Source organism: Methylobacterium sp. D54C, assembly GCF_053345595.1.
Genome location: NZ_JBKFAK010000007.1, coordinates 170,297 through 185,122 on the forward strand (window position 1 = coordinate 170,297; position 14,826 = coordinate 185,122).

Genomic DNA, 14,826 nt, shown 5'->3' on the forward strand with positions numbered 1-14,826 from the left:
GCCCGGGATGCCGACCCGGCGCGGGCTGGTCCTCGGGGCCGGCGCGCTCGCGGCGATGCCGCCGTGGCGCCCCGCCCGGGCGGCCGACGCGCAGGAGCGCCACGGCCTGTCCAGCTTCGGCGAGCTCAAATACGGCCCGGACTTCGCGCATTTCGACTACGTGAACCCGATGGCGCCCCGCGGCGGGCGCTTCTCGGCGCAGCTCGCCGCGACGACCGGCAATCAGTCGCTCAACACCTTCAACACGCTCAACATCTACGTGCTGCGCGGCGACGGGGCCGCCGGCATGCCTCTGACCTTCGACAGCCTGATGGTCCGCGCCCTCGACGAGCCGGACGCCCTCTACGGGCTGGCGGCGCGCGCCGTCACGGTCAGCCCGGACGGCCTGACCTACACCTTCGCGCTGCGCCCGCAGGCGCGGTTCCACGACGGCTCGCCGCTGACCGCGCGGGACGCGGCCTTCAGCCTCAAGCTCCTGCGCGACAAGGGCCACCCCGAGATCGCCGAGGTGATCCGGCCCATGACCGACGCCCGGGCCGAGGGCGACGGGCGGCTCGTGGTGACCTTCGAGCCGGGCCGCGCCCGGGACCTGCCGCTGTTCGTCGCGCAGCTGCCGCTCTTCTCCGCCGCCTACTACGCCGGCCGGGACTTCGAGGCCTCGACCTTGGAGGCGCCGCTCGGCTCCGGTCCCTACCGGGTCGGCACCGTCGATCCGGGCCGGTCCATCGGCCTGGAGCGCGTCCCGGATTACTGGGCCGCCGAGCTGCCGGTGAATGTCGGCCAGAACAACTTCGACGCGATCCGCTACGAGTATTTCCGCGACCGCACCGTGGCCTTCGAGGCGTTCAAGAGCGGTGCCTTCACGTTCCGCGAGGAGTTCACCGCCCGGGTCTGGGCGACCGGCTACGACTTCCCGGCGATGACCGAGGGCCGCGTCGTCCGCGAGACGGTGCCGGACGCGCGGCCGAGCGGCACGCAGGGCTGGTGGATCAACACCCGGCGCGCGGCGTTCCGCGACCCGCGGGTGCGCGAGGCGATCGGCCTGTGCTTCGATTTCGAGTGGTCGAACCGCAACCTGATGTACGGCGCCTACGCGCGCACGGCCTCGTTCTTCGAGAATTCCGACCTCAAGGCGACCGGCAAGCCCTCGGCCGAGGAGCTCGCCCTGCTGGAGCCGCTCAAGGACTTGCCGCCCGAGGTGTTCGGCGAGGCCTGGGCGCCGCCGGTCTCCGACGGGTCCGGCCAGGACCGGGCGCTGCTGAAGCGCGCCGACGCGCTCCTGCGGGAGGCCGGCTGCACCCGCCAGGGCGGCAACCTGCTGCTGCCCGGCGGCCAGCCCCTGACCCTCGAGTTCCTCGACGAGGATCCGGTCTTCCAGGCGGTCACGCAGCCCTTCATCCGCAACCTGGGGCTGCTCGGCATCAAGGCGAGCCTGCGCACGGTCGACCCTTCTCAGTACCAGGCGCGGCTGAAGGATTTCGACTTCGACGTCACACCGCGCCGCTACAGCAGCGGGCTCACCCCCGGCGCGGAGCTGCGCGAGACCTACGGGTCCCGCTCCGCCGGGACCGCGGGCTCCAACAACCTGTCGGGGATCGCGAGCCCGGCGATCGACGCGCTGCTCACCGCCGTCGCCGACGCGACGTTGCGGGCGGACCTGACCACCGCCTGCCGGGCGCTGGACCGGGTCCTGCGGGCCGGGCGCTACTGGGTGCCGATGTGGTACGCCTCGACCCATCGCCTCGCCCTCTGGGACGTGTACGGCCGCCCGGCGACCCCGCCGAAATACGACCTAGGCGCCCCCGGGACGTGGTGGTTCGACGCCGACAAGGCCAAGCGGATCGGGCGGGACTGACGCCATGCTCGCCTACATCCTGCGCCGCATCGGCCTGATGATCCCGACCCTGTTCGGGATCATGCTGATCACCTTCACCATCGTGCAATTCGCCCCCGGCGGACCGGTGGAGCGGGTGCTGTCGCAGCTCCAGGGCCAGCGCGACGGGGCCATGTCCCGCGTCACCGGCGGCTCGGGCGACCTCGGCGGCGCCAGCCGGCCGTCGGGCGGCGGCGGCGACGCCAGCTCCCGCTACCGCGGCGCCCAGGGGTTGAGCCCGGAATTCATCGCCAAGCTCGAGAAGCAGTTCGGCTTCGACAAGCCGGCGCCCGAGCGCTTCGCCAAGATGCTCTGGGACTACGTCCGGTTCGATTTCGGCCGCAGCTACTTCCGCGACGTCACGGTCATCCAGCTGATCAAGGAGCGGCTGCCGGTCTCGATCTCGCTGGGCCTGTGGATGACGCTGCTGTCCTACGCGATCTCGATCCCGCTCGGCATCCGCAAGGCCGTGGCGGACGGCACGCGCTTCGACCGCGCGACCTCCTTCGTGGTGATCATCGGCTACGCGATCCCGGGCTTCATGTTCGGGCTGATGCTCATCATCCTGTTCGCCGGCGGCTCGTTCTACCAGTGGTTCCCGCTGCGCGGCCTGACCAGCGAGGGTTGGGAGAGCTTCTCGCCCTGGCACAAGGTGACCGATTACGCGTGGCACATGGTGCTGCCGCTGACCGCCCTGGTGATAGGCGCCTTCGCCACCTCGACCCTGCTGACCAAGAACTCGTTCCTCGACGAGATCCGCAAGCAGTACGTGCTGACCGCGCGGATGAAGGGGCTCTCCGAGCGGCGCGTGCTCTACGGGCACGTGTTCCGCAACGCGATGCTGATCGTGATCGCGGGCTTTCCGGGCGCCTTCATCTCGGCCTTCTTCACCGGCTCGCTGCTCATCGAGACGATCTTCTCCCTCGACGGCCTGGGCGAGCTGTCGTTCCGGGCGATCGTCGGGCGCGACTATCCGGTGGTATTCGCAACGCTCTACATCTTCTCGCTGCTCGGGCTCGCGGTGAACCTGCTGTCCGACCTGATCTACGTCTGGATCGACCCGCGGATCGATTTCTCGGCGCGGGCGACCTGACCGCGCGGCGCGCGGATCCTCAGGCCTCCGGGAGGCTCGCGGCGCCGGCCGGCACCGGCGGCTCGTCGCGCGGGGGGCCGGCCAGGCCCAGCAGCGCCGCGATGGCGTCGCCGTCCGGCGCGCCGAGGAGGTCCGCCAGGGTGTAGCGGTCGAGGACGGCGAGGAACGCCGCCAGGGCCTCGCCCAGCACCCGCCGGAGCCGGCACGGGGCCGTGATGGCGCAGGCGCCGCCGCCGAAACACTCGACCAGCGCCAGGTCGTCCTCGGTCTGGCGCACCACCGCACCGACGACGATCTCCTCCGGCGGCTTCGCCAGCCGAAGGCCGCCGCCCCGGCCGCGGGTCGTCCGGATCAGGCCGAGCCGACCCAGCTGGTGGACCACCTTGGTCAGGTGGTTCTCCGAGATGCCGTAGGCGCGCGCGATCCCGGCGATCGAACTCTGCTCGGGCTCGTGGAGCCCGACGTAGATCAGCGTGCGCAACGCGTAATCCGTGTAGCGGGTCAGGCGCATCTCAACTCCAGAAGACGATCCCTGCCGTGGGGCGATGCGATGTCCGCCGCGGTTCGAGTCCGTACGCGCAGCTGCGGACCGGCGCCACCGCTGGCAGGCGAACAGGCATCGTCCCTATAAGATGTATTTCACTTGCATCTTTTCGAGGGGGCGCTAAAAGAAGCATGTCGTATGCACCTTTTGAGCTGTGCCATGCCCGCGCCCCTCTCCCCCGCCACCGTCGCTCTCATCAAGGCCACCGTGCCGGCCCTGGAGGCCCACGGCCTCACCATCACGAAGCGCATGTACGAGCGCCTCTTCGAGAACGCCGAGATCCGCGACCTCTTCAACCAGTCCCATCACGGCGAGACCGGCTCTCAGCCGAAGGCCCTGGCCCAGGCCGTGCTCGCCTACGCCCGCAACATCGACAATCTCGGCGTCCTGGCGGGCGCGGTCGAGCGCATCGCGCAGAAGCACGTCGCCCTGAACATCCTGCCGGAGCACTACCCGCACGTGGCCGACGCCCTCCTCGGCGCGATCGGGGATGTCCTCGGCGAGGCCGCCACGCCGGAGATCGCCACGGCCTGGGGGGAGGCCTACTGGTTCCTGGCGGAACTGCTGATCGGCCGGGAGGCCGCGATCTACCGCGACCATGCCTCCAAGCCGGGCGGCTGGAACGGCTGGCGCGACTTCGTGGTCGACAGCGTGACCCAAGAGAGCGAGACGATCCGCTCCTTCGTCCTCGTGCCGGCCGACGGTGGCCCGGTGCTGCGGCATCGGCCGGGCCAGTATCTCGGCTTCCTCCTGGACCTGCCGGGCCGCGGTGTGCTGAAGCGGAACTACTCGGTGTCCTGCGCGCCGAGCGACCGGGCCTACCGCATCACCGTCAAGCGCGAGGCGGCGCCGGGCCGTCCGGCCGGGATCGCCTCGAACTGGCTGCACGACCACGCGCGGCCCGGCACCGTGCTGAAGGTCGCCGCACCGGCGGGCGACTTCAGCCTCGACACCGAAAGTGACGCGCCCGTGGTGCTGGTCAGCGGCGGCGTCGGGCTGACCCCGATGATCAGCATGCTCGAGACCATCGCGGCGGACAGCCCGGACCGGCCGACCTGGTACGTCCACGGCGCCCTGTTCGGCCGCGTCCACGCCCTGCGCGACCACGCCCGGGCGCTCGCGGCGCGGGCCCGCGCCGCGACGCTCGTGACGTTCTACGCGGAGCCCGAAGCCGCGGACCGGCCGGGTGAGCACTACGACGTCCAGGGCCTGATCACGGCGGACTGGCTCGCGGAGCACACGCCGCACGACCGCGCGACCTACTACCTGTGCGGTCCCAAGCCGTTCCTGCGGGATCTCGCCACCGGCCTGCTGCGCCGCGGCGTCCCGGCCGAGCGGGTGAAGTTCGAGTTCTTCGGCCCGGCCGACGAGCTCTTCGAGGAGCCCCGGCAGGCAGCCTAAGCGGCGCTCACGCCGACCCGCCGCGGAGCGGACGCGCGGCGCCGAGCACCCGCGCCACGGTCGTGCGCAGCGCCTGCGCGCTCCGGTAGCCCACGGCCGCCGCGACCGCCCGCGGCGGCCGCCCCTCGGCCGCCAGCGCCAGCGCCCGGATCACGCGGGCTCTCGCCCGCCAGTCGCCGAAGCTGAGACCGGTCTCCGCGCGGAACCCGCGCGTGAGCGTGCGCCGACTCGCGCCGGCACGGTCGGCCCAGGCGTCGAGATCGGCCTCCGAGGCCGGATCCTCGATCAGCGCGAGGCAGACGCGGCGCAGGCGCGGGTCGCGGGGGAGCGGCAGAGCGAGCGGCGTCGCGGGGGCCCGGCCGATCTCGTCGAGCACGAGGGCGGCGAGGTGGCCGCCGCGACCCGCCTCCGCGTAGAGCACCGGCTCCTCCGCCAGGGCGGTGAGCGCGGCGGCGAGGAGCCGCGACACCGCGATCACCCGGCAACTCGCCGGGAAGGACCGGACCGCGGCGGGATCGAGATAGGCGGAGCACATCGCGACAGCCCCGTGGGTCGCGACCGCGTGCGGCAGAAGCGGCGGGATCCAGAGGGCGTGCCCCTCGGGAACCACCCAGGTGCCGTCCTCCGCGAACGCCATCATCAGCCCGGACGTGGCGTAGAGCAGCTGCGCGCGGGGATGGAAGTGCCGTGCGAGGTGCATCCCGGCCGCGTAGGTCTTGGGCATCACCGCGACCGGGCGGGGCACGTCCTGATAGTCGGCCGCCTCGGTCGACCGCCCCGCGGCGCCGCGCGCCTCCGTCGAGATTGGCCCGTTCGCGTACATATCCGGCCCAACACCGCCATCGGGTCAGGCTATCAGCATGCCGTCCCGGAGGATACGCCGCGATGGATTCGGACACGCTGTCCCGCCGCACCCTGCGCTTCGTCAACGTCGCGCACGCCCTCGACCATTTCGTGCTGCTGATCTACCCGACCGCGGTCATCGCCATCGCGGCCCAGACCGGGCTCGGCTACGGCGAGCTGATCGGGCTCGCCACCGGCGCCTTCGTGGCCTTCGGCCTGTGCTCGCTGCCGATGGGCTCGCTGGCCGACCGGTTCGGGCGGCGCAACATGCTGGCGGTGTTCTTCTTCGGCTACGGCCTGTCCTGCCTGGGTGTCGCGAGCGCCTCGACGCCGCTGGGCTTCGCCCTCTGGCTCTGCGTCCTCGGGCTCGCCTCGGCGATCTACCACCCGGTCGGCTCGGCCATGCTGGTGACCCATGCGCGCCGGCTCGGGCACGATCTCGGCATCAACGGCGTCTGGGGCAATCTCGGCGCGGCCTCGGCCTCCGGCCTGACCGCGCTGCTCGCCGCCGCGGTCAGCTGGCGCGCGGCCTTCATCGTTCCCGGCCTCGTCTGCCTCGCCTGCGGGGCCGCCTTCGTGGCCCTGGTCCCGGGGGACGGCGACGCCGCGGGCCGGAAGGCCGGCGGCGCGGCCGTGATCCCGGTGACCCGGCCGTGGGCGCTCATGGCGATGTTCGCCCTGTCGATCTTCGCGGGCGGCCTGACCTTCAACCTGACGACGATCAGCCTGCCCAAGGTGATCGACGAGGGCGTCGGGCAGGCGCTGCCCCTGGCGCTGACCGGCTCGATCACCACCGGCGTCTTCCTGTTCGGCGCCCTGATGCAGCTCGCCATGGGCCGGCTGATCGACCGCTACAGCCTGCCGTCCCTGTTCGTGGCCCTGTCGGTGCTGCAGCCGCTCGGGCTCGGGATCGCGGCCGTCTCCACCGGCCTGCCGCTGCTCGCCGGGCTCGTCCTCGCCATGACGGCGATCTACGGGCAGGTGGTGATCAACGACGCGATGATCGCCCGCTACGTGCCGCCCGCCTACCGGGCCCGCGCCTACAGCGTGCGCTACTTCGTCGGCTTCACGGCGAGCGGCTTCGTGGTGCCGGCGATCGCCCTCCTGCACGACCGCGGCGGCTTCGCGCTGGTCCTCGGCGCCGCCTCCGCCTGCGGCGCGGTGATCTGGCTCGCGGCCCTGGGCTTCCTGAGGCTGACGCAGGGCGGCGCGCGGCCCGCCCTGGCCGCCGCCGAGTAGCGCGACGGTTTGCGGGTCCGGCCCGGCGCTGCTACGCGGCGCCCGTCCGACCCGCGAGTACCCCGTGACCGATCTGTCCCTCGTCATCCGGCCGGAGCGGCCGGAGGATGCCCCCGCCATCGAGCGCCTCCATGCCCGGGCCTTCGGCCCCGGCCGCTTCGCCCGCACCGCGTACCGCCTCCGCGAGGGCGCGGCCGAGCGGATCGATCTCGGCATCACCGCCTCGGTCGGCAGCTTCCTCGTCGGCTCGGTCCGAATGGGACCGGTGCGGACCGGGGCGACGCCCTTCGTGATGCTCGGCCCCCTGGCGGTCGATCCGAGCTTCGAGGGCCGCGGCATCGGCGGCACCCTGACCCGCGCGGCGATCGAGGGGGCGCGGCGGGCGGGCGACGGTCTGGTGATCCTCGTCGGCGACGCGCCCTACTACGCCCGCTTCGGGTTCACGCCGGTTCCGCCCGGGCGCCTGAGCCTGCCGGGGCCGGTCGACCCGGCGCGCCTGCTGTGGCTGGAACTGGCCGAGGAGTTCCGTGCGGGCGTGACGGGCCCGATCGAGGCGGTCAGGACCTGAAACGGGGCCCGACGGGCGTGCCTCAGCTCTCCGACGGTGATTTCGATCCGCACCGGGCTGGTCTTCTGCATGCGCGTGAATGGCTCAGCGCAACCCACACGCAGCCGCCGTCATTGCGAGCGAAGCGAAGCAATCCAGTAGCGCCACACTTACGGAGGGCGCGCTGACCCTGGGTCGCTTCGCTGCGCTCGCGATGACGGAGAGGGCCGACGGCTCCGCCGAGCAGCGAGCGCCTCCAGGGCCGGCGCTCGACCGTTCGAAACCCGGTTCAGGCCCGCCGGAGCGCCAGCGCGGCGATCAGCCCGGCCGCGAGCAGCGCCAGCGCCACCGGCGTCGCCGAGGTCGCCGGCCACGCGGAGGCGGCGGCCGTGAACAGCGCCCCGAACGTCATCTGGGTAAAGCCGTAGAGGCTGGAGGCCGACCCGGCGGCGTGCGGGTCGACGTTCATCAGCCCCGCCACCGCGTTGGGGCTGAGCAGACCGACGCCCACCGCGTAGACGAAGAGCGGCACGATCAGGCTGACCACGCCGAGCATGCCGGTGCGGTCCACGACCAGCAGCGACAGCGCCGCCCCGATGCAGAGGAGGTTGCCGCTCCGCGCCGCCTTGCGGATCGGCACCCGGGCGGCGAGCCGGCTCGCCAGGACGGCGCCGCCGACCATGCCGAACACGACGATCAGGCAGTCGAAGCCCACCTCCTGCGAGGAGCGCCCGAGCCGGTCCACGAGGAGGAACGGCGCCACCGCCAGGAACGCGTACAGGCTGGTGCCGCCGCAGGCCCCCGCCACCAAGTAGGCCCGGAACACCGGGACCCGCACCAGCCGCAGGTAGCCGGACAGGACGGCGACGAAGCCCGGCAACGCCACCTTGTGGCGGTTGGTCTCGGGCAGGGTGAAGACCACGAGCGCGCCCAGCACGGCGACGAGGCCGGCCAGCACCACGAACACCGCGCGCCAGCCGAAGGCCTCGTTCACCACGCCGCCGATCGCCGGGGCCAGCGCGGGCGTGAGCGTCATCGCGGTGGTGAGGATCGCGAGCTTCCGGGCGGCGTCCTCGCGGGTCGAGACGTCGCGGACCATCGCCCGGCCGATCACCAGCGAGCCGCAGGCGCCGAGGGACTGCAGGACGCGGGCGACGAGCAGGATCCCGATATTCGGCGCGGGGATCGCGAGCAGCAGGCCGGCGAGGTAGAGGCCGAGTCCCCCGATCAGGATCGGGCGCCGCCCGTACCGGTCCGAGAGCGGCCCGTAGAGGAGCTGACCGCCCGCGAGCCCGATCAGGTAGACGGTGATCGTCAGCTGCGCGCCGGCGGCGTTGGTGCCGAGGTCGACGGCCGCCGCCGCCAGCGCCGGCACGAAGATGTGCAGCGCCACCGTCCCGGTCATGGTCACGGCGACGAGGAGCGGCAGGGGGGCCCGGCGCTCCGGCACGGCGGGACTTCGATCAGTCAAGGGGCCCTACGCGGTTCTCGATCCGGCCGGATGCCGGGGCGCAGCCGCCTTAGAGCAAGGGCCACGCCCGGAGCCATGCCGGCGGAACGCGCCAGGCACGCGAGGGGCGGGACCGTGCCCGGCCCCGCACCCGGCCGTGCCGTCTACTCCTTCGGCAGCGGCTGCGGGGTCGGCAGCGGAGCGTTCAGATCCTTGGTCGGGCCGCCGACCTCCAGATCCTTCGCCCGCTCGACCGCCTCGGGATTGGCCTTCGCGGCCGGCTCCTTGGCGGCCGGCGCCGTCGGCGCGGTCGGCTCGGCGGGGATCAGGCTCGAGGGCTGCCCCTGCTGGTCGCTGTCGTGGGCGCTGGCCGGGGGAGCCGGCGCGTTGCGGTCGCTCGACTCGCCGGTCGTGCGCGGGCTGCCGGGCGACTTCGCCTCGACCGGCTTGGCGGTGCCGGTATCGGCGGGCTTGGCCGGGCTGTCCTTACCCTCGGACGCCTTGTTGGCGGCGGGCTTGTCGGCGGACGGCTTGTCGGCGGCGGGCTTGTCCTCGGGCTTGGCCGCGGCGGGCGCGGCCGCCGGCGCGGCGTCGGTCTTCTCGACGGCCGGCAGCGGCTTCGGCGATTCGGCTAGCGTCCGCAGGTAGGCGATGACGTTGGCCCGCTCCTGCGGCGCCGCGATGCCCGCGTAGGCCATCTTGGTGCCCTTCACGTAGGCCTTCGGGTTCGTCAGGAACTCGTCGAGGTCGGCGTAGGTCCAGGTGCCGCCCTTCTCCTTCATGGCCGCCGAGTAGTCGAAGCCCGCATGCGCGCCCTTCGGCCGCTCGACGATGCCGTACAGGTCGGGGCCGACCTTGTTCGGGCCGCCCTTCTCGAAGCTGTGGCAGGCGTGACAGGCCTTGGTGCCGGCCTCGCCCTTCTCGGCATTGGCGCTGGCGAGGCGGACGGCGATCGGCTCGACCTTGGCCTCGGGCGCCGCCGCGGCGGCCTCGGGCTGCGGCTCGGGCAGGTCGTAGCCGGCATTGCCCGCCGGCTTCGGGTGGTAGATCAATTCGGCGACGAAACCCGATCCGGCCGCGAACAGAAGGGCGCCGAGGACCGCACCCAGGACCTTGTTCACCTCGAACGAGTTCATGCTCTTCTCGCAACTCGGCCGTGCCGAACGCGCGCCTGACACGGGCGAGCGGGCTCGGACACCGGACATTGGAAGATTTCGAGGTTGCCTTAGCGGTTCCGGGCCGCTCCTGACAATGCCGCAGGGGCGTTCCGCGTCGCTCCGGCGCAGGATTGTTCCACCGAATTGTCCAGCTTGTCACCGGGTGGCACCTTTTCTCCACCGCGGCCCGGCCCGTTTCCGCAGGCCCGTTCCCGGGGGACGACAACCGGAGGCCGGCCTGTTAAGCAGCCGGCCGCCTCCCGTCGCGGCCGCTCGATCCGCGCATCCGGATCCGAATCTCGATGTCCGATCCCCTGGTCCTGATCCCGGCGCGCCTCGCCGCGACCCGCCTGCCGAACAAGCCGCTGGCCGACATCGCCGGCGAGGCCATGATCGTCCACGTTTGGCGCCGCGCCGTCGAGGCCGGGATCGGCCCGGTGGTGGTCGCCACCGACACGGCGGAGATCGCCCGCACGGTCGAGGCCGCGGGCGGCCTCGCGGTGATGACCCGGGCCGACCACCCGTCGGGCTCCGACCGCCTCGCCGAGGCCCTGGAGATCGTCGATCCGGAGGGCCGCCACGACGTGGTCGTCAACGTGCAGGGCGACCTGCCGACCATCGACCCGGCGATCATCGGCGCCTCCGTCGCGCCGCTCGCCGACCGCACCGTCGACATCGTCACCCTCTGCGCGCCGATCACCGATCCGCACGAGGCCGACAACCCCAACGTGGTCAAGCTCGTCGGCCACGCGGTCGGTCCCGGGCGCCTGCGCGCCCTCTACTTCACCCGCGCCCGCGCGCCCTGGGGCGACGGGCCCCTCTGGCACCATATCGGCCTGTACGCCTACCGGCGCACGGCGCTCAGCCGGTTCGTGGCCCTGCCGCCCGGCGAGCTGGAGGTGCGGGAGAAGCTGGAGCAGCTGCGGGCCCTCGAGGCCGGCATGCGCATCGACGCCGCCATCGTCGACGACCTGCCGCTGGGCGTCGACACCCCCGCCGACCTGGAACGGGCCCGCGCCCTGCTGCAGGGCCGGCGACTGAACTGACCCGACGAACGAATCCGCGCCGCCATGACCGACCGCACCATCGCCTACCAGGGTGAGCCCGGGGCCAACTCGCACATCATCTGCGCGGAAGCCTACCCGGACTGGACGCCGCTGCCCTGCCCGACCTTCGAGGACGCCTTCGCGGCGGTGACGGAGGGGCGCGCGCAGCGGGCGATGATCCCGATCGAGAACTCGATCGCGGGCCGCGTCGCCGACATCCACCACCTGATCCCGATCTCGCCGCTGCACATCGTGGCCGAGCACTTCCTGCCGATCCACTTCCAGCTGATGGTCCTGCCGGGCACGAAGCTCGAGGCGCTGAGGAGCGTCCACAGCCACGTCCACGCGCTGGGCCAGTGCCGCCGCATCATCCGCCGGCTGGGCCTGAAGGCCGTGGTCGCCGGCGACACCGCCGGGGCAGCCCGCGAGATCGCCGAGATCGGCGATCCGAGCCGGGCGGCCCTGGCGCCCGCTCTCGCCGCCGAGGTCTACGGCCTGGACATCCTCGAGCGCGACGTCGAGGACGAGGCGCACAACACCACCCGGTTCGTGGTGTTCTCCCCCGAGCCCGAGCCAGTCGCCCAGGGCGCCGAGCCCTGCGTGACGAGCTTCGTGTTCCGCGTCCGCAACATCCCGGCCGCCCTCTACAAGGCGCTCGGCGGCTTCGCGACCAACGGCGTCAACATGTCGAAGCTCGAGAGCTACATGGTCGACGGCGAGTTCACCGCCACGCAGTTCTACGCCGAGGTCGACGGCCATCCGGAGGATACGGGCCTCCGCCGCGCGCTGGACGAGCTCGGCTTCTTCTCGCGCGAGTTGCGGGTGATCGGGACCTACCCGGCCCACCCGTTCCGCGAGGCGGCGCGGCCGCCCGCGGAGTGATCCTCACTCCCGCCGCAGGATACGGTCGGCGGCCAGATCCGACCAGAAGCCCGGCCGGAAATCCCGCTTGAGCGCCTCGGGATCGTAGACGGTCTCGACCCAGGTCAGGAAGTCGAGGCCCTTCGCCTCGCCCTCGACGCGGTAGCGGGCGAAGAACGCGTCGAGGATCCCGGTCTTGGCGAAGCGGAGATGGCCGTAGCGGGCGGAGAGCTGCCGGGCGGCCTCGGCCACCGGGCGGCCCTCGTGCAGGATCAGGTACAGGGCCGAGGCGAGGCCGGCCCGGTCGGCGCCGGACTTGCAGTGCATCACGGCCGGGTACTCGATGCCGGCGAAGAACGCCTTGGCGCCGAGGATGGTGGCGCGGTCCGGCGCCTCCCGCGAGCGGAGCACGAACTCGACGAGCTTGAGGCCGTGGCGCTCGCAGGCCTCGCGCTGCAGCGGCCAGGACCCGTGCTCGCGCCCGCCGCGCAGGGAGATGATCGTCCGCACGCCCTCGGCCCGGAAGCGGGCGAGTTGGTGGGGACCGGGCTGGGCCGAGCGCCAGACGGCGCCGGTGCCGACCCGGTGCCGGTTGAGGTAGGCGAGGCGGAACACGCCGTGGTCCATCAGCAGCATGCTGGCCCAGGCCATCAGCCGGTCGCCGGGGCCGGCGATCGGCCGCTCGAAGCGGGCGATCCGGGCCATGCGGCGCGCGTAGCGCGTCTCGGGCTTGAGGAAGCGGTTGAACAAGGCCGGGCTGCCGAGGGAACGAGCCCGGGCTCTACCAGCCACCCGGCGGCCCGGCAATTCGCGGGCCCAGCCCCCGACCGGCACACGGTCGACCACACACCGACGCGATCCGGCGCCGTTCTTGCCTTCACTCCGCCCGGATCGGCATCGAACCTGCGCGGACCGCGCGAGTTATCCGCCGGTCGGACGATGGGAGGCCCGAGGCCCATGAGCACGCGCACCACGAGCATCCGCCGGGCCCGCGAGGCCGACCTCGGCGGCTTGTCCAAGGTGTTCGACGCGTCGTGGCGCGAGGCCTATCGCGGCATCATCCCGGGCGTCGCCCTGGAGCGGCTGATCTCGACCCGGGACCGGGCGTGGTGGCGGGGCGCCCTGCGCCGCGGCCGGCCGATCGCGGTGGTCGAGACGGGCGAGCTCGTCGTCGGCTACGCGGCCTACGGGCGGACGCGCAGCCGGTCCCTCGGGACCGAGGCCGAGATCGACGAACTCTACCTGCTTCCGGAGTACCAGGGCGTCGGCCTGGGCCGGCGCCTGTTCCGGGCGGTGCGCAACGACCTCGCGGATCACGGCCTCGCGCGGCTCGGCGTGTGGAGCCTGGAGGACAACGCCCGCGCCAGCGCCTTCTACGAGGGGCTCGGCGGCGTCGCCGGCCCGCGGGTGCTGGACCGCGTGGCGGGCCTCCCGCTCCCGAAGGTCGGGTTTCTCTTCGGCTAACGTTTTCCAGCGCTCGTTGCCGGGCCGTACCATCGACTGATTTGCTTTGCCAGGCGGCGCCTCTAAGAGATCCGGGAAGCGGACGAGACCGCATTCCGGAAGCGACACGCCATGAAGATCGACGCCATCCCGCTCGGCAAGAAGCCGCCGCACGACGTCAACGTGATCGTCGAGGTGCCGCTCGGCGGCGAGCCGATCAAGTACGAGATGGACAAGGAATCCGGCGCGCTGGTCGTCGACCGGTTCCTGTACACGCCGATGTTCTACCCGGGCAATTACGGCTTCATCCCCCACACGCTGTCGGGCGACGGCGATCCCTGCGACGTGCTGGTGGCCAACACCCGCGCCGTGCTGCCGGGCGCGATCATCAGCGCGCGTCCCGTGGGCGTGATGGTGATGCAGGACGAGGGCGGCGAGGACGAGAAGATCATCGCGGTGCCCTCGCGCCACCTGACCAAGCGCTACGACCGGGTCGAGAACTACACCGACCTGCCCGACATCACGATCCAGCAGATCCAGCACTTCTTCGAGCACTACAAGGATCTCGAGCCCGGCAAGTGGGTCAAGTTCGTCCGCTGGGGCGACAAGGAGGAGGCCCACCGGCTGATCGAGGAAGCGATCGAGCGCGGCAAGGCCAAGAAGTAAGGGCTGACCGGCCGCTCCCGCCCGGGAGCGGCCCGGGCCGTCAGCCGTCGATGCGGCGCAGCCCGGCCCGGTAGCGCCGGGCATTCTCCACGTAGCGCAGGGCGGCCTGCCGCAGACCCTCGATCGCGGCCTCGTCGAGGGTGCGCACGGCCTTGGCCGGCGCCCCGACGATCAGGCTGTGATCCGGGAACTCCTTGCCCTCGGTGACCAGCGCGTTGGCGCCGACGAGGCAGCCGCGGCCGATCCGGGCCCCGTTCAGAACCGTCGCCCCCATGCCGACGAGGCTGCCGTCCCCGATGGTGCAGCCGTGCACGATCGCGCCGTGCCCGATCGTGACGTCGGTCCCGATCACGAGGGGGAAGCCGGGATCGACGTGCATGATCACGCCTTCCTGGACGTTGGTGCGGTCGCCGATGCGGATCGGCTCGTTGTCGCCGCGCAGGGCCGCGCCGAACCAGATGCCGACATCGAGGCCGAGATGCACCCGGCCGATCACCTGCGCGTCGGGCGCGATCCAGACCCGGGCCGGGTCGGCGAGGTCGGGGACGTGCTCGTCGAGGGCGTAGAGCGGCATGGCGGCCTTTCACGGAAGAGCGGTGGTATCGGCCGCGCGGCGCGGCCGGGATCGCGACAGATGACGCGCGGCACGTGTCGCGGGAATGG

Annotated in this window: 15 protein-coding genes; 9 read left to right on the forward strand and 6 right to left on the reverse strand. The window is 72.4% G+C overall.

Annotated features, from left to right (window positions below; all coding sequences use genetic code 11):
* Positions 1–7: 7 nt before the first annotated feature.
* Together ACLBYB_RS16845 and ACLBYB_RS16850 are read left to right on the forward strand one after the other, a co-directional pair.
* On the forward strand, positions 8–1,855 hold the full coding sequence (locus ACLBYB_RS16845) for an extracellular solute-binding protein (RefSeq protein ID WP_447699457.1): 1,848 nt from the start codon (positions 8–10) through the stop codon (positions 1,853–1,855).
* Between the two features lie 4 nt (positions 1,856–1,859).
* The gene (locus ACLBYB_RS16850) at positions 1,860–2,966 is read left to right on the forward strand and encodes a microcin C ABC transporter permease YejB (RefSeq protein ID WP_132367173.1); all 1,107 of its coding nucleotides are present in this window, start codon (positions 1,860–1,862) and stop codon (positions 2,964–2,966) included.
* Positions 2,967–2,985: 19 nt separating this feature from the next.
* Here ACLBYB_RS16850 and ACLBYB_RS16855 read toward each other — a convergent pair whose 3' ends face one another.
* Complete coding sequence (locus tag ACLBYB_RS16855; protein ID WP_447699458.1) at positions 2,986–3,477, reverse strand: Rrf2 family transcriptional regulator; 492 nt, start codon at positions 3,475–3,477, stop codon at positions 2,986–2,988.
* A gap of 192 nt (positions 3,478–3,669) precedes the next feature.
* Between ACLBYB_RS16855 and hmpA the strand changes: the two genes are divergently transcribed.
* Positions 3,670–4,911, forward strand: a complete 1,242-nt coding sequence (gene hmpA, locus ACLBYB_RS16860; protein WP_020092632.1) for an NO-inducible flavohemoprotein — start codon at positions 3,670–3,672, stop codon at positions 4,909–4,911.
* A 7-nt stretch (positions 4,912–4,918) separates the two neighbouring features.
* Here the strand turns inward: hmpA and ACLBYB_RS16865 are convergent, their stop codons facing one another.
* Positions 4,919–5,734: a helix-turn-helix domain-containing protein gene (locus tag ACLBYB_RS16865; protein ID WP_447699459.1), complete on the reverse strand. Its 816-nt coding sequence runs from the start codon at positions 5,732–5,734 to the stop codon at positions 4,919–4,921.
* A gap of 62 nt (positions 5,735–5,796) precedes the next feature.
* On the opposite strand from ACLBYB_RS16865, the gene ACLBYB_RS16870 reads away from it, so the two are divergent.
* Both ACLBYB_RS16870 and ACLBYB_RS16875 read left to right on the forward strand, forming a co-directional pair.
* The gene (locus ACLBYB_RS16870) at positions 5,797–6,993 is read left to right on the forward strand and encodes an MFS transporter (protein WP_447699460.1); all 1,197 of its coding nucleotides are present in this window, start codon (positions 5,797–5,799) and stop codon (positions 6,991–6,993) included.
* A gap of 64 nt (positions 6,994–7,057) precedes the next feature.
* The gene (locus tag ACLBYB_RS16875; RefSeq protein ID WP_447699461.1) at positions 7,058–7,561 is read left to right on the forward strand and encodes a GNAT family N-acetyltransferase; all 504 of its coding nucleotides are present in this window, start codon (positions 7,058–7,060) and stop codon (positions 7,559–7,561) included.
* Positions 7,562–7,829: 268 nt separating this feature from the next.
* Here ACLBYB_RS16875 and ACLBYB_RS16880 read toward each other — a convergent pair whose 3' ends face one another.
* Complete coding sequence (locus tag ACLBYB_RS16880) at positions 7,830–8,990, reverse strand: multidrug effflux MFS transporter (protein ID WP_447699498.1); 1,161 nt, start codon at positions 8,988–8,990, stop codon at positions 7,830–7,832.
* A gap of 164 nt (positions 8,991–9,154) precedes the next feature.
* A complete protein-coding gene (locus ACLBYB_RS16885) occupies positions 9,155–10,126 on the reverse strand; it encodes a c-type cytochrome (RefSeq protein ID WP_447699462.1) in 972 nt (323 codons plus the stop codon).
* 323 nt (positions 10,127–10,449) lie between these two features.
* On the opposite strand from ACLBYB_RS16885, the gene ACLBYB_RS16890 reads away from it, so the two are divergent.
* Positions 10,450–11,193: a 3-deoxy-manno-octulosonate cytidylyltransferase gene (locus ACLBYB_RS16890; protein WP_020092638.1), complete on the forward strand. Its 744-nt coding sequence runs from the start codon at positions 10,450–10,452 to the stop codon at positions 11,191–11,193.
* A gap of 24 nt (positions 11,194–11,217) precedes the next feature.
* Positions 11,218–12,075: a prephenate dehydratase gene (locus ACLBYB_RS16895; protein WP_020092639.1), complete on the forward strand. Its 858-nt coding sequence runs from the start codon at positions 11,218–11,220 to the stop codon at positions 12,073–12,075.
* Between the two features lie 3 nt (positions 12,076–12,078).
* On the opposite strand, the gene ACLBYB_RS16900 is transcribed toward ACLBYB_RS16895, so the two are convergent.
* Positions 12,079–12,804 carry a tyrosine-protein phosphatase gene (locus ACLBYB_RS16900; RefSeq protein WP_091926161.1) on the reverse strand — a complete coding sequence of 242 codons (726 nt, stop codon included), beginning with the start codon at positions 12,802–12,804 and terminating at the stop codon, positions 12,079–12,081.
* A 207-nt stretch (positions 12,805–13,011) separates the two neighbouring features.
* Here ACLBYB_RS16900 and ACLBYB_RS16905 point away from each other — a divergent pair, with 207 nt between their 5' ends.
* Positions 13,012–13,518 (forward strand): GNAT family N-acetyltransferase, encoded by a 507-nt coding sequence (locus ACLBYB_RS16905; RefSeq protein ID WP_056525909.1) that lies wholly within the window; start codon positions 13,012–13,014, stop codon positions 13,516–13,518.
* A gap of 111 nt (positions 13,519–13,629) precedes the next feature.
* Positions 13,630–14,163, forward strand: coding sequence for an inorganic diphosphatase (ppa, locus tag ACLBYB_RS16910; protein WP_020092642.1), 534 nt, complete (start codon positions 13,630–13,632; stop codon positions 14,161–14,163).
* 40 nt (positions 14,164–14,203) lie between these two features.
* On the opposite strand, the gene ACLBYB_RS16915 is transcribed toward ppa, so the two are convergent.
* Positions 14,204–14,737, reverse strand: coding sequence for a gamma carbonic anhydrase family protein (locus ACLBYB_RS16915; RefSeq protein ID WP_020092643.1), 534 nt, complete (start codon positions 14,735–14,737; stop codon positions 14,204–14,206).
* Positions 14,738–14,826 lie beyond the last annotated feature (89 nt).